Source organism: Streptomyces canus, assembly GCF_030816965.1.
Taxonomy (GTDB): Bacteria; Actinomycetota; Actinomycetes; order Streptomycetales; family Streptomycetaceae; genus Streptomyces; species Streptomyces canus_E.
Genome location: NZ_JAUSYQ010000002.1, coordinates 4,845,611 through 4,869,668 on the forward strand (window position 1 = coordinate 4,845,611; position 24,058 = coordinate 4,869,668).

14 protein-coding genes and 1 pseudogene are annotated in these 24,058 nt (G+C 67.4%); all 15 read right to left on the reverse strand.

Annotated elements, in window-relative coordinates:
• Positions 1-993: 993 nt before the first annotated feature.
• The 15 genes and pseudogenes from QF027_RS23215 to QF027_RS23285 all read right to left on the reverse strand — a co-directional run bounded on the left by QF027_RS23215 (position 994) and on the right by QF027_RS23285 (position 24,052).
• A complete protein-coding gene (locus tag QF027_RS23215; RefSeq protein ID WP_307076786.1) occupies positions 994-2,592 on the reverse strand; it encodes a terminase large subunit domain-containing protein in 1,599 nt (532 codons plus the stop codon).
• 4 nt (positions 2,593-2,596) lie between these two features.
• The gene (locus QF027_RS23220; protein WP_307076788.1) at positions 2,597-3,193 is read right to left on the reverse strand and encodes a hypothetical protein; all 597 of its coding nucleotides are present in this window, start codon (positions 3,191-3,193) and stop codon (positions 2,597-2,599) included.
• Positions 3,190-4,128 (reverse strand): hypothetical protein, encoded by a 939-nt coding sequence (locus tag QF027_RS23225; RefSeq protein ID WP_307076790.1) that lies wholly within the window; start codon positions 4,126-4,128, stop codon positions 3,190-3,192. Before QF027_RS23225 ends, QF027_RS23220 begins: the two co-directional genes overlap by 4 nt.
• Positions 4,125-6,239 (reverse strand): putative antirestriction adenine methyltransferase, encoded by a 2,115-nt coding sequence (locus QF027_RS23230; RefSeq protein ID WP_307076792.1) that lies wholly within the window; start codon positions 6,237-6,239, stop codon positions 4,125-4,127. The genes QF027_RS23225 and QF027_RS23230 overlap by 4 nt, the downstream gene beginning before the upstream one ends.
• 144 nt (positions 6,240-6,383) lie before the next feature.
• Positions 6,384-6,744 (reverse strand): annotated as a pseudogene (locus tag QF027_RS23235) (transposase); the annotation flags it as partial.
• A 91-nt stretch (positions 6,745-6,835) separates the two neighbouring features.
• Positions 6,836-7,510, reverse strand: a complete 675-nt coding sequence (locus QF027_RS23240) for a hypothetical protein (RefSeq protein WP_307076794.1) — start codon at positions 7,508-7,510, stop codon at positions 6,836-6,838.
• A 74-nt stretch (positions 7,511-7,584) separates the two neighbouring features.
• Positions 7,585-14,040, reverse strand: a complete 6,456-nt coding sequence (locus QF027_RS23245; RefSeq protein WP_373432428.1) for an RHS repeat-associated core domain-containing protein — start codon at positions 14,038-14,040, stop codon at positions 7,585-7,587.
• A 220-nt stretch (positions 14,041-14,260) separates the two neighbouring features.
• Positions 14,261-17,983: a LamG domain-containing protein gene (locus tag QF027_RS23250; protein ID WP_307076799.1), complete on the reverse strand. Its 3,723-nt coding sequence runs from the start codon at positions 17,981-17,983 to the stop codon at positions 14,261-14,263.
• Positions 17,984-18,602: 619 nt separating this feature from the next.
• Positions 18,603-19,217 (reverse strand): hypothetical protein, encoded by a 615-nt coding sequence (locus QF027_RS23255; protein ID WP_307076800.1) that lies wholly within the window; start codon positions 19,215-19,217, stop codon positions 18,603-18,605.
• 80 nt (positions 19,218-19,297) lie between these two features.
• Entirely contained in the window at positions 19,298-20,044 is a 747-nt protein-coding gene (locus tag QF027_RS23260) for a magnesium chelatase domain-containing protein (RefSeq protein WP_307076802.1), read from the reverse strand.
• Positions 20,045-20,126: 82 nt separating this feature from the next.
• A complete protein-coding gene (locus QF027_RS23265; RefSeq protein ID WP_307076803.1) occupies positions 20,127-20,420 on the reverse strand; it encodes a hypothetical protein in 294 nt (97 codons plus the stop codon).
• 137 nt (positions 20,421-20,557) lie between these two features.
• Entirely contained in the window at positions 20,558-20,740 is a 183-nt protein-coding gene (locus QF027_RS23270; protein WP_307076805.1) for a hypothetical protein, read from the reverse strand.
• Between the two features lie 121 nt (positions 20,741-20,861).
• Positions 20,862-22,580, reverse strand: a complete 1,719-nt coding sequence (locus tag QF027_RS23275) for a DNA cytosine methyltransferase (RefSeq protein ID WP_307076806.1) — start codon at positions 22,578-22,580, stop codon at positions 20,862-20,864.
• Between the two features lie 27 nt (positions 22,581-22,607).
• Positions 22,608-23,018 carry a GNAT family N-acetyltransferase gene (locus QF027_RS23280; protein ID WP_307076809.1) on the reverse strand — a complete coding sequence of 137 codons (411 nt, stop codon included), beginning with the start codon at positions 23,016-23,018 and terminating at the stop codon, positions 22,608-22,610.
• Positions 23,019-23,170: 152 nt separating this feature from the next.
• Entirely contained in the window at positions 23,171-24,052 is an 882-nt protein-coding gene (locus QF027_RS23285; protein WP_307076810.1) for a hypothetical protein, read from the reverse strand.
• Positions 24,053-24,058: the final 6 nt, after the last annotated feature.

Sequence of the window (24,058 nt, forward strand, 5' to 3'; positions counted from 1 at the left end):
GTGAGAAGCCGCAGAACAGGCGGCTGAGCCCAGCCCGGATGCGTGCGCGCCGGCTGCTGGACACCGCGAGCGATGAACTCGTACGGCTGGCGGTTAAGGCGTCCGTGACGGGCGTGTTCGCGGGGGCGGTCTACTGGTTCGAGCACCGCTGAACGGGGCCGCCTTGAGGTGCCCGAGGTGCCTCCAGGCGGCCCACCCTGCCAGCACTACAAGATGGGCCACCTCGCGAAGGACGAGGTGCGCATCCTTCGGCTCCTCCAGTTCGAGAACGCGGGGGCGGCTCCCGGCCACTACCTAGCCGTCGGTGCACGAAGGCCACTTGCCTACCGCCCACTCGGGCCAGCACGCCTGTGTGGTGGAAATCTCTTTTTGTCCACGCCGGAGCAGACCCCAAAATCTGTGACCTGCGACAACCCGATAAAGCTGCGGTCAAATCGCAGATTTCCGTGAAGCGACTGCAGATTCCCGCGATCAGATATCCACGTTTCCGCAGGTCAGAGCCTTATATCTCCCCTCTCACACCTGGGGATGACCTAAGCTCGGAAACGAGACCGCGAATTTGTGGAACGACAAAGGGAAGCGCTCGGTGGCACCGCGAAGAGCCTTTTACCGAGAACTTCCCTGCCGTGCCACGGTCGCACCATTCGAGAAACGAGAGGGCAGCAAAACCGTGACCACTACCGACGGTACCCCACTGCGGGTACCCAACCCGGAGACACCGCAGCCTGCGCACCTGCCAGAGCCGGAGATGCCTACCCGGCCTTCCTCGGCTCTGGCGTGGGCCCAACTCGCTCTGTGCACCGCGAGCGTCATCTGCGGCGTCATCATCGGCCTCACGTGCTCGATCACGTTAGGGGCTGCCCTGGCGAGCGCCGGCGTCAGTGGCGCCGGCATCCGCATCGTCATCAACGTCCGCCGATAACTGCACAGGCTGACGGCCCGGTACAGAGAGAGCGGTACCGGGCCGCTGCCGTCTCAGCCACGGCAGCGCCTTCATCGGCCGATACGGCGCCCGTACGGGGCCGCCGGCCGGTTCTGCTGCACGGCGCCCGGTAGACCGCTCCGGGCAGCTCCGCCAGCTTCAGGGGCCTGCGGGAGCGGGGCGTGCACGATGGCGCCCGCGTTGGCTTCCGGGATCAGCCCGTACACGAGGATGCAGGACGCGTCGATACGGCCGGGGCTGTCGGGGTCGGTGGGCTGCCACGTCGCCCACTCGCGTTCCATGTCGGGGAACAGGCCACCGAAGCGGACCTTGTCCTGCACCATCTGCTGGGCGATCGGCTCCGCCCGCAGCAGCTTGCCCTGCTTCGCGCGCACGGGCGCGATGGCGGGCATGAGGACGTTCTTCGGGATCTCCCCCTCGCGCTGGAGCGCCTCCCACGACGTCTGGATCGCCAGGACACACATGTCCCGGCCGAAGTTCCACTCGACGTAGATGATCGCCGCGTTGGTCCGGTAGGCGAGGCGGCAGGCCGCCGTCGACCACTCGGCCGACGACATGGGCGCGGAGACGTCGTCGGTGATCCACACGCGGCCGTCGTCGCCGAGGAAGCCGCCGATGACGCCGGCGACGTCGCGGCCGCCGCCGGAGGGGTCGATGGAGACGGCGATCTTCTGTGGTTCCACGGGGGTGGTGGTGTCGCGGAGCAGGCGCAGCAGGTCCTCGGACACGAGCGCTCCTTCACCGGGCTGGGGGTCGCCCTGGTAGAGGGCGTGCCAGTCACGGACGATCGACGTGGCCTTCTTCTGCGCCCACCACGCCTTCAGTCGCGCGACGGCACGGGTGGGGATCTTCGGGTGGGGCAGCGGCTCCCCGGGTTCACGGCCGAGCGGGTCGTCCCCGAACTTGGGGTCGGCGACCGCGGGGAGGTGAATCACCTTCCACCGGCCGCCGTCCTCGATGCGGCCCTCTTCCTGGATGCGGCGGCCGGCGAAGTCGTCCGGGTGCCAGCGGGTCTGGATCGCCACCACGGCGCTCCGGTCGGGCTGGAGGCGGGACAGGGCCGCCGACGAGTACCAGTCGTGCAGGGCGCGCCGCGCGGCCTCGGATTCGGCGTCGGCGCGGTCCTTGTGCGGGTCGTCGATGATCAGCAGGTTCACGTCGAAGCCGGTGAGGCCCTTACCGACGGACACGGAGCGGCAGCCGCCGCCCTTGGTGATCTCCCAGTCCTGCATCGCCCCGGAGCCGGGTTTCATCCGCAGCTCCCACTCGTCGCCGAAGTCCTCGACGTAGCCGCGGATCCTCTTGCCGCGCCGCAGCGCCAGGTCGTCGCCGTACGAGGTGACGGCGACCTTGTCCTCCGGGTAGGTGCACAGCCACCAGAACGGAAACCACTCCGCGACCGTCGTGCTCTTCCCGACCTGGGGCGGGGTCAGGATCAGCAGCCGGTCGTACTCGCCCCGGCCCACCTCGGCGAGGGAGTCGCCGATGAGCTTCAGGTGTGGGCGTAGCCGGAACCGGCGGTCGAGGCCGCGGGCGAGCGTCACCGGATCTCGTAGCAGGTCAGCGCTCATGGCCCGGCGTGCCGCCTCCAGCTGCCGGTAGACCTCCTCGTCGTCCAGGTGCTCCAGCTCGTCCACGGCCGTCGTCACGGGCTTATGCCTCCTCGTCCCCGTCGTCTCCGCCGTCGACGGCCTTGATCCGCTGGTTCACCGAGGCGGCCAGGTCGGCGAGGCGAGCACGCCGCTGCTCGGCCGGCATCTGCGCGAACTCGGCGAACTTCTGGGCGAGCGGGTTCGATCCGTCACCGGTGACGGCGATCGTCTCCGTCGGATCGCCGAACAGGACGCGCCGGTGGCGCATGGCGACGTCCATCAGCCGGATGAAGTCGCCGGCCGACAGCTCGTCGGCGCGCAGGGTGCCGAGCCGCTGGGCGAGCTTGCCGATCGCTGCGCCCAGGATCTTCGCGTCGGTCTCGGCCGCCTTCCGGCGTTCCTCCAGCCACATCGCCTCGTACTGCCGGTCTAGGTGCCGGTCGTACGCCTCGACGCGCTCTCGCCACCGGTACTGGGCGGCGAGGTTCCTCACGTGCCCGTACGCGAGAGTCAGCCTTTGCGCGGCTTCGGTCAGGGTGCGGGTCCTGCCGATGTCTCGGTAGGTGACGAACTGTCCGTGTTTGTGTGGGGTTTCGGTGGGCTGACGTTCCCACGGGTCCAGGCCGGGGTCGAGGGTGATGGGTGGGCGGATGCTCATGCCGCTTCGCTGGGGACGTGGTTGGGGCCGGAGAGGTACTCACCTGCCAGGCGCTCGAGGAGACGCCAGCCCTGCCCCTGCTCTATCTCTCCGCGTCCTTCTGCGGCTGCGATGGCCTTGTTGATGGTGACGGCCGCGGGGGCGGGCAGGGTGCGGGCTCCGAGGACGGTCTCCAGGCCGACGTTGCCGCTGTGCAGGTGGGTGCCGTCCGGGGCGGTGTAGCCCTCTTGGAGTTCGTCGAGGTGGCGTTCGACGATCGCCAGGATGGCGTGGAGGGCGGTGGCGACGTTGCCGACCTTGTGGGCGGCGTGGGTGGAGGCGAGCGTGTCCAGGGTCTGTTCGTAGTCGGCGCGTGCGGCGAGCCAGCTTTCGTTCTGTCCGAGGCGGGCCTGCTCGAAGGCTTCGCGGGCGGCTTCCAGCTCCATGGGCAGGAAGATCAGGCTCACGGTGGCAAAGTCGAGGTTCGCTTCGGAGAGGCCTTCGGGGCTGACTTCGGCGAGGAGCTGGAGCTGTGCGTCGTCGAGGCCGGAGTAGGCCCGCCAGTCCACGTCTTCGATCTGGTCGTAGAGCTGCTGGAGGGTGGCCGGGTCGTCCTTGCCGGTGATGGCGTTGTGCGACAGCTGCCGGGCGATGAGCTGATCTTTCTCCTGCGGGTCGTCGATGAGCAGGCAGGTGATCTGTTGGAGCTCGGCTTGCACGGCCGCGTCGCAGCGATGGTTGCCGGACAGGATCAGCTCGGATCCTTCGGCATACTCGCCGGCCCCGTAGATGAGGGGGACGCTGGTGAGGCAGCCGTCGGCCCTGACGTTCGCGACGAGCCGGTCGTATTCCTCCTTGGTCTGGTAGTGCGCGTTGACGGCGAGGCGGGTGAGGGCGCGGGGGTCGCGCTGGACGAGGCGGGGCCGGATGCGCTTGTCGCTGGTGCTGGTCGTCATCGCATGTCCTTGCCGTGCTTGGTCTTCCACAGGGTCAGGGCTTCGTTCAGGTCGTAGGCGCCGAGGGGACCGCCGTACTGGAGCTGGTAGCGGTGGATGCCGTCGCCGGGATCCTTGCTGCTCGCTTCGGTGCGTTTCTGGAGCTTCACGCCGGGGATGCCGCGCCCGTACTTCGCCGAGTTCGGCCGGTCGGTGAACGCGGTCGTCGCCCAGCCGTCGATCCGCTTGGACAGCGAGCGCTGGATGAGGAGCTGCGCCTCCTTCGTGGACGCGGCCATGACGATGAGCTTCGCAAGGCGCCGGTAGCGGGTCCACGACACGGGGAAGTCGGACATCAGGTAGGCGGTGTTCGGGTCGAACTTCGGCGGCAGGTAGGCGAACGCGCCGATCAGCTTGCCGTCGACGGCGACACCACAGGCGATGAGCGGGCTGCCGGGTTTGATCGTCTTCGACATGAACTGGGAGCGGATGCCCGCGAACTGGCCGCCGGTGAGGATGTGGAGCGTCATGCGGTCGCCGAGGTCCTCGTTAGGCGCGATCTTCGGCATGGGGATCGGCTCGACCGGCTGGTGAGGCCGGACGATGCGGCGCGGGCCTGCGGCGGCGTACACGTAGATAGGGAGGCCGCGGTTCGCGGTCTGGACGACGCCGGCGAGCTTGTCTCGCAGCTCGGGGCGTTCGATGTGCAGGCCGAGGACCCAGTTGGGCCGGTCCTGTACCTGGGCGATGATCTCCTCTTTGCCCTCTTCGGTCAGGTCACGGAAAGTGGGCTCGGGCCAGTTGAATGCGGCGTCGATGGGCGCGAACTGGGCCTGGTAGTCGCCGCTGTTGTGCATGGCGAAGCCTTCGCCGATGTACGTGCCCGTCGTCGTCATGATCGACTGGATCGGGCGGACGCCGACCCGCTCGACAGCGACGACCTTCACCCGGGGGTTGCCGCGCGACCGGACGCTGAGGCGCTCGACCTCCAGTTTCTGGAGGCGAGCGACCAGGCGCTCGGGGCGCAGAGTGCCGAGGGCGCGCAGCATCTCTGGCCAGCCGCCCGCTATGTCGATCCCATTCACGCCACTGGGGCGCGGGCTCACGCTGGTGTCGAAACCGAGTTCCTTCAACCGTAGAGCGAACTGGTCGGCGGCCAGGCCGGGCCGCTGTGAGATGCCCACCTTCGACGCCGACTTGCCGAGGTACACCGAGCCCTCGCCGTCGAACATCCCCGCGAGCCACCCGGACTCGTATGTACGGACCGGCTCCCACGTGTTCGTGAGGCGGATGACGTACGGCGCCTCTTCGAGCAGCCGGTCAGCGCGCACCCACTTGCGGAGCACGCGGCTGGGTCGGTTATGGCGGTCGGCCAGCCACGGGTGGTCCTCTGTGCAGACGATGTCTGTGCCGTCCTCCAGGACGACGCGCACGCACTCCTTCATGGCGGGCTCGGACCGGACGATCTCCGACCAGCGCAGGCGGCGATGCGTGTACCCCTCGGGTGCTTCCTCGTCGAAGGCGATGAGGCGATCGCCGGCCCGCAGTTCACCGCACGGCACCCACCGCAGGTCTGCGGTCAACAGCCGGTGTTCGGGGGCGAGGCAGTAGAACGGCGGGAACATCACGACCGGCGCTTTGGATGGCACGGCCTCGCGCAGGTAGTCGCGGACGTCGCCGGCGTAGAAGGAGCCCAGCTTCGTTTGGAGGCCTCGGAGCTTGGTTGCTGTCTTCTCGTGCATGCGCGGCCACTGGTCCTGGGTCGCGTCCATCATTCGCCGGTAGTAGGCGCCGTCCTTTCCGACGTACTGGAGGAAGCGGGTGCCGAGCATGAGGGTGGCGAGGAGGTCGGTGCGGTCCTCCAGGTAGGGCTTGAGCCAGCCCAGGGGCTCCTCGTACTCCTCGCGCAGGGTGTAGTTGAGCTCGTCTCCGGCGAGGTACCAGCCGAGGGCGCAACTGTAGGCCTGGATGTCGTTGCCGTGGACGCGCCGCTCATCACCGAAACGGGCGTGCAGCACACGCTCGATGGTCATGTTCCCGGAGCAGCCGATGTAGATGTCTTCCCCGGGCCAGGTCCCGGCGTGCTCGTAGATGATCGAGCGGAGGGGCGCGGGTATCGAGCCGTGGAACATGAGGGCCGCTCCTTGGTGATCCGTCTGAGGCGGGCGGAGATGGTAGCCGACCTGCGGCTTTCTCCCGGTTCCAAGGATCGGCGGGCATGCGGAAGGCCCCCGCCGGGGGGTGAGACGCTGTTGGTAACTCCGCCCCGCTGGATCTCATCCAGCGGGGCGGAGTGCTGCGAAGGGTGAGATGCGGGTGCGGGCGAGCGGTCTGCCGGTGAGCCAGGCATCGATGCGGGCGAGGTTGACGGCGGCGCCGGTGACGTGGTGTTGCAGCCGGGTTTTGGCGAGGCCGCGGTAGCGGGATCGGCAGGCCGAACGCCTGGACGCCTTGAGAGATGGTGCCCTCGACGCCGGCGCGGTGTCCGTAGCGGCGGCGCCAGTGGTCGGTGTCCTGCTCGGTGCGGGCCTGCTGGAGGATCTCGTGTTCGGCCTTGGGGCGCAGGGTCAGGTTGCGGCCGGTTTCGGCAGTGGTGCAGGAGGTCCGCAGTTCACAGGGGGTGCAGTGATTGAAGCGGCCTTCGCCTGATCATGTGCTCCGATCAAGGTGCACCGATCAAGACGAAGGCCGTGAGGGTGAGTCTGCTGCCTGACGCCGGTCCCGTATTTCAGTAGGAGACACGGGAGAAATGGAAGTTGGCGCGCCAATCCGAATCTCCAGATAGAGACCTGTGGAAGGCATCGATGATGCGCGGAAGTTCTGTCACCATGGCACGAAAATGCTTATTTTCCGACCCGTCCCTGACTTCCAAGACGTAGGAGCCAGCGGGAATTCCAGCGGCGGCACCAAACCCTACCTGAATGAACCAACCTGGCCGGGTCTCGAGAATCAGGTACCAATCTTCCGGGGAAAGTCCATTCAATGCTCGAGTTACGTCGTCTCGGCTTGGACTGTGAACTACGGAACCGTCAGCAAATTCTAGGGTTACCGAGTTCCCGCTTGTCGGAAAATGCACATTTTCGGATTGAGGGTCGTAACAAGTTACCCCGCTCGCACTAGCCAATTCCAGCAGAAACTCAGACGCTTCCGGCTGTCGGGGGTACGAGATAGAGACGATCAGGCATTCGCTAGTTCGATATAGAGGTGCCGCCCACGGGGAGGTTTCGAAATTCTCCTCGGTCAGGTCAGGAAACCGGCTGATTAGCTCACCGAAGAACCGGTCCAATGCGGGGTGCTCGCTTACAACTCCAGCTTCGCCCGCGATCATCGCACTGTACTTTCGAGCCGCTTCAGCAGGAGGAATCGGCTGCGCCTCCCACCAAAACCCAAGATCAAAGCTCACTAGATCACTCCTGTAGGAAAAAGCTCCTGAGCACTGCTGGGGGCAGCCTACAGACGCAGGCCGCCCCCAGCCAATCAGTGGGGAACCCAAGCGTTGAAGGTTCCCTCCAGGGTGGGACCCCCGGTGATTGTAACCGTGTTCCCCGGCTTATTGAGCCATTGGTCAAATGCCCTTTGCGGCGGAGTCAGCGGCGATGACCCCCCCTTCACCTCCACGCCAAGCCAGCGTCCACCAATCTGAACCGCTCCGTCATATTTCCGGAGCGGGAAACCAGGAACCCTTGCATAGACCTGGCCACGAATTATGGGAGCGCCGTCCAATTCGAGCTGATCCATCACGGTTCGCTCATCGAGAGAGCCGTCCGTTCCTCGCTCGCCATTTCGCTTTGCAAATTTCCCATCAGGCGTACGCGGTGCTTTTCCTGCAGGGCTGCCCGTTCCTGGCTCCCCGTTTGCAAACTTCCCGTCAGGCGTGCGCGGTGATAGTCCGCCCCCACCCAGAAGTCCACCCCCACCGGCAAAGGTTCCACCTTTTGTCTCGATAGTTCCACAATAGGAGTGGTCTGGGGTGCACATGACGGTGGGTTCCGGCTCTTTTGTGAGCTCTCTCAGAATGCCACCGAGCGCCCATGCGACTCCTGCCATGAAACGCTTTTCGTCAAATACCTGGCCGCTGCTGAAGTGCGTTATGGAGGTATTTGCCAGGGCGTTCTGGAAGGGCAGGCCGGGGACGATGTTATTAGTGAAAATGCTGGTGTAGGTTGCGGTGCCGGTGTTCCATCCGGGTGCTACTCCGCCGCCGGTTGGATTGCCGTTCTTGGACAGGCTGCCGTCCCCATGGGTGACGACGCCGTTGCCGCAGCCGACGTCGAAGCCGTCGCCGCATGCGAGTCCTTCGCCGGTGGGGTCGGAGAAGGTGGCGGGGTTGTTGGAACTGTAGGTGTAGCCGTTGAGGGTCTGTGGTTTGTCGGTTTCCAGGAGCGGGTCGACGCTGATGAACCGGGCGAGGACGGGGTCGTATTCGCGGGCGCCGATGTGGGTGAGGCCGGAGGAGGAGTCGGCGCTCTTGCCGAGGAAGGACTTGTCGTCCGGCCAGGTTCCGGTGCCGCCGCTGCGGGAGGCTCCGAAGGGGGTGGTGTAGCGCTTGGTGATGGCCTGGGTCGTTGCGTCCAGGGCGAGGCTGGACGTGCCGTGCTGGTCCGCAGCGAGGTAGGAGAGAGTCGAGGTGCCGGACTTGTTGCTGCGGACCGCGATGACGGCGGAGCCGGCCGAGTAGTAGCGCTGGGCCCAGTACTTGGTGGTGGAGGTGCTGGTGTCCAGGTGGACCTCGGTGGCGCCGAGGTAGAGGACCGTCTCGCCCGCGGTGTTGCGGCGGATGAGCAGGGTGCCGTCGGCGTCGTAGACGTAGCCGGTGGTGCTGCTGCCTTCCACCAGCTTGTTCAGGCGGCTTTCGTTGTCCCAGGCCAGGGTCTGGGAGGTGGTGCCGTCGAGGCGGGTGGTGGTGTTGCCGGTGTCGTCGTAGACGTAGGTGGGGGCGACGCCGGTGCAGGTGCTGCCGGTCGTGGTGGCGGCGAGCTGGTGGAGCTTGGTGGCGCTGTAGCAGTAGGTCTTGGTGGTGTCGGCGCTGGTGGTGTGGGTGGTCTCGGTCTTCCGCAGGCCGGCGTCGGTGTAGGTGTAGGAGGACCAGTACGGGCTGGCGCCGCCGAGATTGGCGGTGGTGCGCTTGCTGGTGGAGCAGTCGGCAGTGGACGGGGTCCAGGCATTGGTCAGGCGGCGGTAGCCGTCGTAGGCGAAGCACTGGTTGTCCGCTACAACTGTGCCGCTCTGGGTGGTGGCGTCGCTGATCGCGGTGACGTTGCCGGCGTCGTCGTAGGTGTAATTGAGGTTCTGCAGCTGATGGGTCGGGTCGGTGACCCTGGATTCGGTCAGCCGGTCCGTGCCCTCCTCGTACTTGTTTTTGATGTACGCCTTATAGATACCGGCCGCGGCGGATGTTCCCAGGGTGAGCTCTGCGGTCTGGCCAGTGGCAGAGTATCCGGCGTCCAGGAGGTATCCCGTGGTGCCGGTGACGGCGGTGGGCAGACCGAGTCCGTTGTACTCGGTGTCGATGGTTTCGGCAGTGAGGCCGCCGGCGGCGGGCTCGGAGGTGTACTGCTGGGTTCCGTCGATGTTGTAGTACGTCGAGAAGGACAGGGTCGAGGACGGGACTGCACCGGACTTGACCAGGGCGTCGCCAGCGGGCAGGACTACCTGTGTGGTGGTGGCGCGGTAGAGGTTGTCGTAGGCCGTGACCTGCTTGGTGTAGGCGCTGCCGCTCGCGGAGGCTCCGCCGACATAGCGGGTGGAGGAGTCCGGCTGTCCCTTGGCCAGGGTGTCGTAGGCGTAGTGGGTGAGCTTGTTGGCGTCGACCTGTTCCTCCAGCGTGGAGGTGAGGTCGGCGGTGGAGGCGGCGCTCCATGTGTCGGTGGTGCGGCCGAGGCTGTCGTAGGCGTAGACGGTGACGCGGCCCGCGCCGTCCTTGGTCCAGGACGTCTGGTCGAGGTTGGTGTAGCCGGTGGTGGCGGTGCCCTTGTCAGGGTCGGTGCTCGAGGTCTGGCGGCCGAAGAGGTCGTAGGAGTAGGTCCACTTGCTGTCGGGGCCGGTGATCGTGGCTTGTTTGCCGTCGCGGGTGTAGGTGTACGCAGTGGGGGTGTAGGCGGCGCCGACGGTGGCCCCGTAGCCGGTGTCGGCCGGGGAGGTGCTGGCGTACTCGCGGCGCTCCACCGGCCGGCCCTGCACGTCGGTGATCGTCCGTACCGCGGAGCCGCCTGAGGGGGCGGTGGTGGCGCTGGAGTCACCGGTGTAGCTGCTGGTAGTGGACCATTTCTGAACGCCGTAGATGAGCAGGGTGCTGGAGGTGGGGCGCCCGGCGCCGTCGAAGACGATCTTGGTCTGCTTGGGTGCTTCGCCGTACTCCGCCCGGGTGTAGGTGCCCGACGGGGTCGCCGTGGAGTCGAAGATGTCGGCGTATGTCTCGTAGGCCAGGCCCCGGCTGTCGTAGCGGGTGTCCGTCAGCAGCTGGCCCCCGACGGGTGTCGGGGACTGCGTCTGAAGGGTGCGCAGCAGGGAGTCGTAGACGGTGTAGGTGGTGTTGTACGTGCCGTCGGCTTTGAGCGTCGAGGTGGACGTCCAGGACGGTGCGTCGTTGGAGACGGAGTAGGCGTAGGTGTAGTTGGCGCTCTGTTCCAGCGACCGGGAGCGGTTGGGCAGCCAGGTGGCTGTCTTGCGGCCGAGCGCGTCGTAGGTGCTCTCGGTGATCTTGTTGTTGGCGTCGTAGACCTTGGTGGGCGTGCCCCGGGCGTAGTCGGCGTAGGTGTAGACGTTCTGGGACTTGGGGTTGGTGACCTTGGTCTTGGTCAGTGGGCCGGCGCCGGTGGGGGTATAGACCGTGGTCGTGGTGTTGCTGGCGGCGTCGGTCGACGTCACGACGCGGCCGAGGGTGTCGTAGGTCAGCTTGGAGAGCGTCTGCCAGGAGCTCGGGGCGCGCTCGCCGCTGGTGGCGGTGGCCGGGTAGGCGGAGGCGCGGCCGGTCCAGGTCGCCTCGCCCTTGGTGGGGGTCTGGGAGGCGGTCCACGTGGTGGCGGTGGTGGTGTCGTAGACGGTGGCAGTGTCGGCCAGGACGTCACCGCGCGCGGCGGTAGAGGTCGGTAGGGACAGGGAGGTTTCGGCGACCGAGCAGGGCTGGCCGACCGTGCGGGTGCGCGAAACCAGGGAGTTGATGCCGAGGGTGTCGTTGCGGGCGTACCAGGTGCGGGTGCAGGTCTCGTCGCCGGTGGCAGCAGTGTCGCCCTCGTTGTAGACCTTGGTCGGCATGCCGTAGTCGTCGAAGGCGGTGGTTGAGGAGGCGCTGGTGCGCCACTTCGACGTGGCGGTGAGGTAGGTGTGGGTGTAGGTCTTAGCGGTGCGGACGTAGTACGCCTCGATGTCGGCGTACGACTTGTGCTGGGTGGCGGTCTTCTTCAGCCAGGGATCGTTGACCGTGACCGCCACGGGTGTCGAGCCGTTGTAGGTGATCTGCTGGCGCAGTTGGCCGGCGTAGGGGTCGCTGTCGGTCTGGTCGGCCACGTCCAGGCCGGTGAAGTCGATGCCGGCGACGGAGGCGGTACGTGTGGTGCCGTTCTTCTGTTTGTCGCCGTTCATGCCCTGCAGGTAGAGCGACACGGTCTTGGACTGGGTGCCGCCGGAGATACCGGTGGTCTCGGTGACCTTGCCGTAGCCGCGCCAGATGGACCAGGTGCGCTCGTCGGAGGGGGTGATGGGGTCGTCGTTGTAGTGCCAGGCCGGGCCGGAGTAGGTGTAGGCGTGCTCGACCGCGAGGTTCTTGCCGGTCGGGTCGGAGGAGAGGACCGCGGTCACGCGGTATTTGTGGAACCAGTCGATCAACGACTCGGCGGCGCCGTTGATGTGCCAGTAGGTCGGGTAGCAGCTTTTGGTGTCGTTGTCCTCGGCGGCCGGCATGTTGGAGCCGCGCACGCATTCCGGGTCGGACAGGGTCACGGTGGTGATCGCGCCGGTCTCGGACGTCACCGTCTCGATGCGCGGGCGGGTCAGCGGGAGGATGTCGTCGTCGTTGGAGTCGACCCGGTTGGCGCGCATCTGGTAGTCGAACGTGACTGGGTCCAGAGCGATGTCGGTGCCGTTCTTACCGGTGTGCCGGATGGACATCAATGCCAGCGTCTGGTCGGAGGTGTCCCCGGCCAGGTCGCCGCCGTCCAGGAAGTTCTGGGTGAGCGTCCAGGAGTCGACGGCGGTGAAGGCGCTGGATGCGGCAGACCAGGCGTAGGTGTCAATGCCGGTCAAGCGCTTGCGGGTGAAGAAGGACGGACTCTTGGCGTCGCAGTCGGCGTCCTGCTTGCAGACGGAGTCAAAGGGGACATCGGGCCAGTTGTCGGCGGTGGAGTCCGTCAGTGAGGAGCAGTCGGCGGCGGTGCAGCGCTCGTCGTAGGAGAAGGTGACTTTGTCCGAGGTGACCCCGCTGAACAGGGTGTCCTTGTTCTGCCCGTAAAGAATCTTGGAGAGGTAGCCGCCCCGGGTGTAGGCGGTGGTGGCGGTGGCGGCGCCGTTCTTGGCGTAGTAGTTGGTCTCGGCGGTGTACCAGTACGTCATCGCGTTACCGCGCAGGTCTACGACATAGTCCAGGTTCCAGCGCCAGGCTTGGGTGAGGGAGCGGCCGGAGAAGGAGTCACCCTTGTCGTAGCCGGGATCACCAAAGTCGTCGCCGTAAACCGGAACGGTCCATACGGAGTTGGTCCGCTCGGTGCCGGCACCGGTGAGCTTGTTGAGGCCGAAGACGTACTTCGTGCCGTCGCCCGTGATCACCGTCCAGTACTCACCGTCGTCGTCGCCGTTCTCGGCGCCGGTGGAGTGGGTGACGGTGGAGGCGTCGTCGTTCTTCAGCCGCCACTTGCCGTCGGTGTCGTCCTTGATCAGCTCGCTGGACTTGCCGTTGAGGACCAGCGAGGCATTGTCGTACTTCCAGCACTGGTCGTACTTGTCGTCCTGGCCGTCGTTGTCGCAGGCACCGTAGGAACGGTCGATGTAGGAGGACGTGAGGTTGAAGCCCTCGCCGACCTGCGTGGACTGGTTGTTCGTGGACGCCGTCTTGCCGTCCGAGCTGCCGGAGTCGTACGACAGCGACAGCGACGGGGCAGGGCCTGCCGCGGCAGGGGGCGTGCTCAGCGGGTACGACCAGGTGAACGCGCCGGAGGAGCCGCCCGCCTCCCAGGTCGAGGACGACGACAGCGGGGAAGCTGCGTAGTTGCCCGCGCCCGAGGCGGACTCCCCGGCGGCAGCGGTCAATGCGAGGACCGTGGCCGAGGACGTCGCGGCTGCCGTCTGCGAAGTGCTCAGCAGGCTGGTGGCTGTCGTGGTCGAGGCGGGGGCGAGACCTACCTTGGCCGAGACGGCCTGGCCGGAGATGTCATTGTGCGAATCGAGCGGGGTCTCAACCCGGCACGCCGCCTTCTTCGGCGTGGTGAGGGCACACGCAGGAAGCTGGACCAACCGCAAACGGCCGGACCAGCCGCCGCCGTACGCCGACGCGAACGCCGAGTAGTCGACACTCACCTCGGCCGTGCCCGGATCGGCGGCATCCGCGGTGAGCAGAACCCCCTTGATACCGGCCGCCTTGGCGGCCTCATGACTCAGAACGCGTACCCGTGCCTGGCCCGAGGCGGCGCTCTTGGCGCCGGACCGGGCGATCGTCACCGGCAGGCCCCCGGCGGTGACCTTGGCCTTCCCACTGTCCGGGATCTGCGCGGTGTCCTCGGCCGCGGTGGGCCACGACGCCTTCTGTTCCGCAGCTGCCCGCTTGGACTGGGCGGCGTTGGCCGCTTTCGCCTTGGCGACCGTGGCGCGGGCCTTCTTGTCACCCAACCCGGTGACCTTGCGGACTTTGCTCACGCGCTGTTCGGCCACCGCGGGCTTGCCCAGGCCACCGCCCGTCGCGGCAGCCGCGACGGGCGTCAGAGCGACCGGCACGGTCAAAGCCATGGACAGGGCCACTACGAGCGGCGCCCATCGGGCTGGTATTCGGGTACGCACGAAACCCCCAGGTGAAAAAGGATCGAAAAAGTCCGAGAGAGCGGCGGCGGGATACATAAGTCGGCGCAGCAGACGTGGTGGTGGCACGCGGGCGGCAACCCGCGTCCGACGGCGGACGCGGGGCGGGCGGCGGTGCCTGCCGCCGCCCGTCCCGCGCCAAGTTTCGGGATTAGTCCCCGACGGTGTTGGCGATCTGGTCCTGGCTGGCCATGGCGCCGGCCCAGACCCGGATGTCGGTGACGGATCCCGGCAAATAGTGGCCCCAGGCAGAGTTGGCGAAGCCCTTGCCAACCGCGAAGTCGCCGGATCCGACCACGGCTGTGTAGGCGGTGTCGTCACCGTTCTGGTTGAGGCCCAGATAGAGGCTGACCGTGCCGGACTGCGCGTCGTATACGCCGGTCATACGGACCGAGCTGCCTAGCATGGCTGCCGCGTCGGAGGTGACGCCGCTGAAGCTGCCATCGGCGTTGAGGCGTCCGAAGTGCCAGACGCCGACCGGAATCGTCTTGTCCGTCTCCAGGTCGGTGTCGGTGTTCTTCAGCTCGTACCAAAACCCCCAGGCGGACCCGTCGGCGCTGCGCTGACCGATCACCTGCGCGGTGTAGCCGATGTTCTTGGCTACCAGTGCGTCAGCGTCCAGTTGCACGGCGGTGGTCGCGGTGAACGAACCGGTCTCATCCACCAGCGGCCCGGAAGCTGTAGCCGCGCTGTCCGCACCGTGGAGGACGATCCCTTCACCGTCCAACGAGGCACCACCGGAGAGAGTGAGCGAGCGGCCGTAGCCGGAGTCGCTGTCCGCGAGGGTGGTGCCGCTGGCATCGGCCGGGTTCCAGGAGGCCACCAACTCGGCTCCCGCGTACCCGTTGGGGTTCTTCAGCCGTGCGTCCGTGGACACGAGGTCATCGGTGAGCTTGACCTGCCAGGCCCGGACCTCGTCGATCTGGCCACCGAAGTAGTCGGTGGGAGATCCGGCCGTGTAAAGGGCCCGGCCGATCAGGAAACTGCCATTGGCGGCCGTGGGCTGCCCACTGTCCAGGACGACAGGGGAGCCTTGGGCCTTGCCGTTGACGTACAGCTGGATGGTCTTGGCCTTCGAGTCGTAAACGCCGGCCAGATGGGTCCACACGCCGAAGGGCACCGAGGTCTGGTTGGCATAGGAGCGGGCGATGTGCGAGGTCCCCGCGGAGTCCCGCCAGTGCCAGTTGAAGATCCAGCCCTTGTAGGAGGTGGAGTAGTAGATCGAGAACCCTGACGCGGTGGCATCGCTGCTCACCTGCGAGACGACGGCGTAGTTGTGGGCCGGAGCCGAGGCGATGCGGGCCCACGCCGAGACCGTATAGGAGGCCCGGGTCTCCAGCACCGCGCCGGAGGTCGCCGCGTAGCCGGCGGAACCGTCAAGAGTCAGCCCGGTGTCGGTCACGGGGGTGCCGAGGTCGTTGCCGTTGGCATCCTTGGTGATGACGCCGCGCCGACCGCGTCCGTCACGGGAGGCACCCGAGGCGGAGAGGGCGGCGTTGTCCTGGTCGGCCGTCACCGTGGTTGAGGTATCGACGGCAGCGCCACTGGGCTCATCGAAATGCCACTGTCCGACGGGGCCGGGGCCTTCGGCGACCACGAAATCGATCGCGTTCTGGGCACCCCAGCCGATGGTGTCCTTGGCGCGCACAAAGATGGTGTATGTGCCCGGTGCGGTCGGAGTGATGACCTTGGTCACCGTCGAGCCGGGGATCGGGGCAGACCAGGAGACCTCCGTGGAGAACTTGTACATGTAGGCGGTGTTGGTGTCCCCCGAGTACGGAGTGAAGGTGAAGGACGCATCGACGCCCGGTCCGCCGCCCGGCACGCAGGCGTTGGTCGTGCAACGGAAGTACGGGCTGGCCACCGCGATGCCGGGGGCTTTCGGGCGAGTCGAATCGACCTTGAAGTAACACCAGCCTGTCGTAGAAGCGTTGGAGGCCGACGACAGATGGCTGTTGTAGCTGTTGTAGTACGAGCGGGTCCAGGTCCGGTAGCGGTACAGCGTGCCATCCGTCAGCGTCGGAGTGTCCGCGAACAGCTGGGTGTTGTCGGCGGCGTGTCCGCTGGTGGGCCGCTCCATCTCATCGACCGCCTGGGACCAGGACTTGCTGCTGTCGGTGTACTTGTCCAGGTCGAACGCCGCGCGCAACAGCGCGTCCTCCTCGCCCCCCTTGGCCGTCTGCACGGTCGCGGTCAACCGGGCGTTGGGGGTCGAGACGATCAACGGATCGCTCTGGTCGGTCTCGCACTGGATGCCATCACCGGTGACCAGTCCGATCGCGGTGGGCTTAGCCGGAATGCCGACGAAGTCCACGTCCAAGGTCGCGTCGTCGTCGAACCGCTTCCAGCCGTTGGGGTCGGACTCGTCGTGCGCCTTCAGCATCAGAGTAAGACGGGAGATGTCACCGGCCGCGAACTTCTTCACGGTCGAAGTGAGGTTCTCGTTGGGCTCGGTCGAGCTGTCGTTGAACTCGATCGCCTTGTCCGGCTGACTCGGATCGCAGGCCGAACCCCGGCCCGCCGAAACGTACCGGTCGACCATCAGGTCCCAGTTCGCGGTCGGCCCCGGCCACCTGGTGGACGAGGAGATGTTTCCGGTGCGCGCCAGATCCACCCAGGTCGGTTCACAGGACATCGAGAATCGCTCGGTGATCCGGAAGGTGGCATCCAGCACCTGCTTGCCCGCCAGCTGGCTCGGCGAGAACTCGAAGTACATCCGGTTCCTGTATCCCGAACCGCAGTAGTAGGCGTATCCGCCGGTCACATAGGTGCCGCAGTAGCCAACACCCTTGCCATCGTCACCGCCGGAGAAGTTGTAGAACGTGTCCCCGTCAGAGGACAGCAGCGTGCGCTCCGACTCGCCCCACGACACATCCGGATCGATGTACAGCGGGTACACCGTGTCCTCGCCGGTCAGCAGCTCCGCGTCCGGTACCACCGTCACCGAATCCGCATCCGCCGACACCGGCAACATCACCGAGGCATCGCCCTCGCCCGGGCCATCCGCCGGATCTGCCGATGCCTCACCGGACCCGTCCTCATCCCCTGCCGATGTGCCCTCCGCCGACGCCAGGCTGAACGAAGCCTGCGACGCGTTCGCTGACGAGGCACTCGGCGATGAGGAGACCGAGTCCCCTGCCGAGTCCCACATCTGCGCGGACGGGGCACGGAAGACCGTGTTGCCGTTGGCGTCCACCGCAGACAGGCTCCCGCCCCCGTCCCGCACAGTGAGGCCCTTGGCCCTCAGGGAGAAATCGAGCTTCTTCAACTGCGGATTGGCGGCCGCGGCCGCGCTCTTGACAACCAACACCTGCCGAACGCCCTCGACGGTGGCCGTCATCCGCAAGTCCACACCCGGCAGCACGTCCGCATACAGCGCGGACGCACCCTCCAGCGCCGGCTCGGGAAGCGACCCAGGCCAGCCCAACGACAGGGACATGCCGTCGTCAGCCAACGTCACCAGGCCGGCGCCGTCGCCGCCTCCGGACAGCGAGACGTTCAACACGGCGGCCTTCGGCCCGATCGAGCCGTCGGCTCGCCGTTCCAACGTCGCATCCGGTGCCACCCACGACCCGTCAGCAAGCTTGGCCCGCACCGGAACCGCCGACTGCACCAGCTTGAAGGTCAGACCGTCAGGATTGGCGTACGTCGTCGAGTACTCAGTGCGCTGGCCCACGACCTCGACCCGCTCGCCGGACTCGGCTGCCTGGGCCGAAGCGGCCTGCGCCTCCGACGTCGCATCCGCCTGCGCCTGCGTCGCGGACCCGGCGACGACTGGCAGTCCGGCCAGCAGCGCCGTCACGACCGCGCTCGCCAGGAATCGTCCCCTAGTTCGCCCGCCGTGTTCACTGTGTTTGCTCTGCACCGCATGCACGCAGGCATGACGGCGTGACACACGCCACCCCATAGCCCCCCACCCCACCCTTAACAGATCTTTACAATTTGAAGATCTAAGTTGACTCGTTGCATCAAGTCAACACTTTTGAGTGACGAAACCTTGACAGGGCCAGGTCAGGGTTTGAATCGAATCAAGCCCCCTCCCTCACAGAAAACTCACAGCACGGCAGGGAGTCTCGACCCCCACCTCAGGTCGCTGAATCGACGCTCTCGATCTATGGGTGTGCAGGGCGGCGGCCTGCCGGTTGATGACGTCAACGTCCGTGTAACAGCGGGCCCGATGTGCCAGTTCCTCGGGCCGCGCTTCTCCCAGTACGAGGGGCTGCCGCAGCTGCAACTGTTCTGCGTCAGGTGCTCCGTGGCCGTGGCGCACGGCCAGGCGGTGCCGCAGGTTCGGCACTTCCAGTCGGTCTCGGGGCCGCTGGGAAGGTGGGAGTCGGGGAGGCGGATGGGGCGCGGCTTCCAGTTGTCCATCTGTGGCGGCCTATCGCGGTCAGGTGGGGTGGGTTGTGCGGCAAGGGGGTGGGCCCGGTAGAACAGCAGTGAGCCCGGGGAACGCTGCCTGTTCCCCGGGCTCACTGCTGGTCGGATGGCGGTCAGCTCTGCGCCGCCGGCTGCGCCTCAGCGGTGTCCGGTGCGGCCAGGACGTGGGTCGCGGTCCGGTTGCCTGCCTGGCGGGGTCCGGCGCACAGGTACTCGCCCCATCCGTCGTTCACGCGCTTGCCGGTTCCGTCCCAGATCAGCAGTCGGCCGCACTGGGCGCGGTTCCCGGCGTTCTCCCCCGGTGTTCCGTGCGGCCAGTCGTCGGCGGCCGGGGCGGCGTCCTGTTCCTGGTCCTTGTCGGGGTCTTCGGGCAGGTCGACGCGCAGTGTGCCGAGCAGGTCGTTGACCGGCTTCCAGTCGGCCGCCAGCAGCGGGTGCACGGTGCGGCTGAAGGTGGTCATGTCGAGGAGCGTGTGCCGGATGTCGTTGACGGCCTGGCGGCTCAGCGTGTGGAAGGTGTCGTCGTTGAAACGCCAGATCACCTTGTCGCCGTCGTGGACCGTGGTCAGGACGTTGGCGTTGACGCTGATGGCGGTAGCCGTGGGCAGCTCCTCGCGGATCAGGTGGGCGATGAGGAGCAGGCCTCGGTCGAGGACTTCGCGCCGCTTCTTGGCGGCGTCGCGGTAGGCGTCCTCGAAGTACTCGGTCCAGAAGGCTTTGCTGGTCATGTGGGGCGGTTCCTTCCGTTGGTGGGGGTGGGCGGGTGGTGGGGCCGGGGTGGGCTGCCTGCGCCCCGGCCCCACGATGGCTAGGAGTTGGCCCGGTCGAAGGTCTGGAGGGTGAGGACGGCCTGGTGGAGGTTCTCCACGCTGTAGATGCCGATGTCGGCGACGTCGATGGTGCTGAGGTCGTCGTCGGCGATGAGCGCGGTCGTCCAGTCGCTGACGATGGCGAAGCGGGCGGTTTCGTTGACGTCAGCCACGGGCCGCACCCGGCCGTCGAGGCCGAGTTCACCGATGAACACGACGTTGGCCAGGGCGTCCGAGCTGTAGTGCCCGTCCGCGCCGAGGATCGCGCAGGCGATGGCGAGGTCGTGGGTACTGTCCAGAGGGGGGCCGGTGACCTTCTCGACGGTGACCGTGACCCGGCCGGTGGGCCAGGAGTAGCCGCCGTTGATGATGGCCGCGCGGATGCGGTCCCTGGTCTCCTGCCCGTGGGTGACGCCGTCGATGGTGAACGAGTCGAGGCCGGGGCTGACCGTCGCGTGGATCACGGCGGCGGTCTTGGTGGCGGCGCGCACCGTGGCGCGGCCCTGGCTCGTGCTGTTCTGCTCGGTCGGCCAGGCAACGCCGAGGCCGCGCTGGTCGGCGTCGACGACCAGGCCGGTGCGGTACAGGGCGTCGCCCACGACGTAGTTCGGGGTAGTGACGTCCTCGAGAACGTCGCCGGGCTGCGCGGCGAGGACGGCGTACTTCAGGTTGAACGGGTTGCCGTCCTCAGTGAGGACGCCGTCGGTGATGACGCCTGTGCGGGTGGGGCGGGCGGTGGTGGTCATGCTGGTGCTCCTTCGTGGGGTGGTGGCCGATCGGGCGAGCCGGGGAGCGCTGCCTGCTCCCCGGCATCACGTGGGGTACTGGTCATCCCTCCTGCTCGTCCAACTTCTCCGTCCTGCTGTCGGGGGTCAGCCCGTAGTCGTCCAGGCCGGACTGCTCGCGCATGATGGCGAGGAAGTTGTCGAGGGCCTCGCGGGGCGTGGCGCCCCACTCGGTGTTCACGTCACCGAAGGCGTCCGCCGCGTCGACGCCGAGCTCTTCGAGGACCGCGCTCCGCTTGGCGGGGTCGGTCGGAGCGGGGGCGATGTCCCACAGGGCGTAGCCGGCGCCCCGCTCCTGGCCGACGATGATGAACTCGCGGGTGGGGGTGCTGGTCATTCGGGTTCTCCTTCTTGGGGTGGTGGTGAGCCAGGCCCCGGGTGGGGCGGTTGGCGGCTCCTGGGCGGGCAGCGCGCACCGGGCGGTGGCCCGTCGCGCTGCCTGCTCAGGGGGCGGCCTGGCGGCCGCCCGGCCAGTCACTCGTCGCAGTAGGGGCAGAACACCGCCCGGATCTCGCCGTTGTTGCCGGTGAGCGTGTCCAGGTCGCCACCGCAGTCGGTGCAGGTGTCGAGGTCCTCGGTGGGCAGGTCGCGCACGCTGGTGACCTCCGTCTTGACGGGGCCGGTGGTGGTGGGGGGCGTGAGGCGGATGTTCAGCATGGCGCTCGCCTTCCTGTCGGGGTGGTGTGGTTTGAACTACTTCCATTCTTTCCGAATTGACTTGCCCTAGCCAGTTTTAACAAGTCAATTCGGTAAAAGAACTCCCAAGGAAAGGGGCAGGTCAGGCGGCCATCGCGTACCGGTCCATCTCCTGGCCGGTGATGCATTCGACCAGCGCGCAGTACAGGACCTCGGCGACCGCCGGGGTGACGGCGTTCCCGAGCTGGCGGACCTGGTGCCGCTTGGAGCCCATGACCTTGTACTTCGGCCGGAAGGCCATCGCCCTGTGGATCTCGTGCGGCTGAAGCATCCTGAACAGGACCTCTTCGAGCGTGAAGTTCTTCTTGACCAGCGCGTACCTGTCACGGGTCGGCAAGGCGCCGACCGGGTCGCTGACCGGCCGGGCCTGGCCGTTGCCGTAGTACGGGACCAGGAGGTGCTCAGGCTGACTCACCAGCCCGTGATGGTTGCCTCCGGCCGAGACCGTGTGCAGCGGGTGGCCGAGGTGCCGGGCCTTCTCCTTGTCGCCGCCGCCGCGCATGGGGACCACGAACGGCGCGTGGGCGATGGCGAGTTCCGCGCGGGCCGTCTGGGTGCGCATCGGCTCGTCCACCCGCATCGGCTTCTTGCCGGTGCGGCCCTCGCACGGGACGAGGAAGGGCGGGAAGGCGACGCCGTCGGTCTCCACCGTCGTGCGGGTCGGCATCGGCACATCCAGGGTGATCGCCTTGTCCCGCCAGGTGCCGCCGGCCGGGACGAGGAGCGAGCCGGGCTCGGCGGCGGGCTCGGCGCCCATGTCGCCGAACAGTGAGTCCTGGCCGTCATCCTCCTCGACGCCCCAGCCCCAGTACTGGGCGCCTCCAGCGCGCACGCGGGCGATCGTGGCCGGGGCGAGGCCCTCGGGGCAGTCGTCCGTCTTCTCTCGGTCGCCGATCGGCGTGCCCAGGATCGAGAAGTCGATCGCCGCCGCTGCCGGGAGGACGGCAGGCTCGACGACCGCGCGGCAGTTGGCGTTCGGGCACCGGTAGTCGTAGCTCTGGCGGTAGCGCCCCATGTCCTTGCCGGGCTTGCGGAAGACCTGGATCGCGCGGACCACGTCGTCGCAGTCGGGGCACCAGGCGTCGGGGCGCAGCACCCACTTGTCGAAGTCCGGGTTGCGGCCGAGGCTCTCGTGCCAGTACGCGAAGTACAGCCGGTCGCGGCTCTGCGGGACGCGCAGCATGGTGCGCGGGTCGACGTGCATCGAGTTGATGGCGAGGAGCTTCGTGCGGTAGCCCATCTTGTGGAACTCGCCGACCCACCGGTCCCACTGGTCCCAGTCCCGGCAGTCGATGACGTTTTCGACCACCCCGGCGAGGACCAGGCCGCCGCGGTTGATGACGCCCCACAGGTACATCGGGACTTCTTCCATCAGGGCGCGCGAGCGCTCCTCGGCCGCCCGGCGCTCCTTCTCGTTCTTGAAGTCCTCCTCTTCGAAGTCGAAGTCGCCTTGCATGGTGCGGTCGAAGTCGCGCTTCACGCCCCGGGCCGCGCTCCACTTCGGGCACTCGGGGCTCGCCCAAAAGAGCTGGCAGACCGGCCACTTCTCGACGGGGGCGCGGCGGATGTCGCCCTTCCACACGTCGCAGTACGGGTTGTTCCAGGTGTGCGTGGCGAGGGCCACGTCCCAGTGGTTCGCGGCTCTCGTGACCTGCACGCCGGGGACCGCATCCGATCCCTGGGTGTCGCCTCCGGCGCCGCAGAACCAGCTCATGCCGGTCAGCACGTTCCCGTCGTGCTTGTAGGCGCGGGCCGGACTGCTGGCGGCCCAAGCCTGAGTGGTGGCGTCGATGTAGGGCATGGATGTCTTCCTTCTGCGCTGGGGAGGTCAGTTGCTGGCTTCGCGGATCAGGCGCGCGTCGCCGCTGTCGCCGTGGAAGCCGTGGCGCCCGTACCAGGCGCGCAGCTGCTCGTTGTTGAGGCCGGGGCGCTTGGGCTCCCAGTACGTGTCGGACACGAAGGCGGAGCAGGACAGGGCGAGGTCCTGGTCGCCGAACTCGGCGATGACCGCGGTGAGGAGGCGGGTGGCGAGGCGCCGGCCGCGGTGGGCGGGGTGGACCGCGATCTCTTCGATCCAGGCGAAGCTCCGGCACTGGATGACGTGGACGTGGGCGACGTGGCCGCCTTCCGGGCCGATCTCGAACCAGTGGCCGTGCTCCCCGGAGAGGACGGTGTGCCGGATGGGCGGCTCGGGGTTGCTGGCGGCCGCGGGCTGGGGGGTGGTGTCGAGGCGGGGCACGACTTCGTCTCCTTGCTGAAATGAGGGACGCCGCCCCGTGGCCGGGGCGGCGTCGACTGGTCGGGTTGGTTCCAAGATCATTCTTTCCGAATCGGCTTGCCCTAGCCAGTTTAAACAATCCGATTTGGTAAAAGACTCGAAAAGAATGCAGGTCAGGTGCCGTCGGGCAGGAACGGGATCATCGGGTGCAGGTCGTCCGAGACGGCGTACCAGCACCAGTCGTGACCGCCGACCGCGTACCGGCCGACCTCGTTCGGCTGGAGGATCTCGGTCGCCTGCTCGTGCTTGTCCCCGCCGAGGTACATCCAGGAGACGACCAGGACGACCGCATGCGCCGTGCGGTCGACACTGCCGTCCAAGACGTGCACCGTGTCGACAGAGCCGTGCCCGTAGCGGACGGCTTCGGCCTGACTGTCGGCCGCGATCCACCGGACCGTGTCGAGGTCGAACCAGGGCCTCACGTACCCGTCGCGCTGGTCGGCGGGGTCCACCTTGGCCGGGTAGCGGTCGCGGTCGTTCGCGCAGACCGTGACGTCGACCATCGCGCTCAAGGGACGGGCCGGAGTGGCGGGCGCGGGCGGGGCGAGCGGGACGGCCGCCGCCTTGAGGAGGTCGAGGCGGTAGGCGGGGCACCCGTCACGGTCAGGCAGCTCGGTGCACAGCGGGTACCAGACGTAGCGCGTGCTGTCGTCCAGGTACACGGTCCACTCGCTCATGTCGTGGATGCCGTTACCGGCCTCGCTCTCGCCGACGGCCTCGGTGAAGGTGCGCTCCTCGCCGGCCAGCGTCCAGTACCGGCCGGTCGGGTAGAGCGGGCCGCGCACGGCTTCGACCAACTCCAGGCCCGCCGCGTCGAACGGGGCGTCGGGCTCGTAACCGGTCAGGATGTCGCGCACGGCGGCGGCGATCGCGACGACCATCGCGCGGCCGAGCTGGTCGCGTGCGTCAGTGGCGCTGTCCAGGGCGGTGTGGGTCACGGTGCCGAGGTCGGCGGGGATCGTATAGGCGGGGCGGGAGGCGGGCTGGTTGTCCATGTGAGG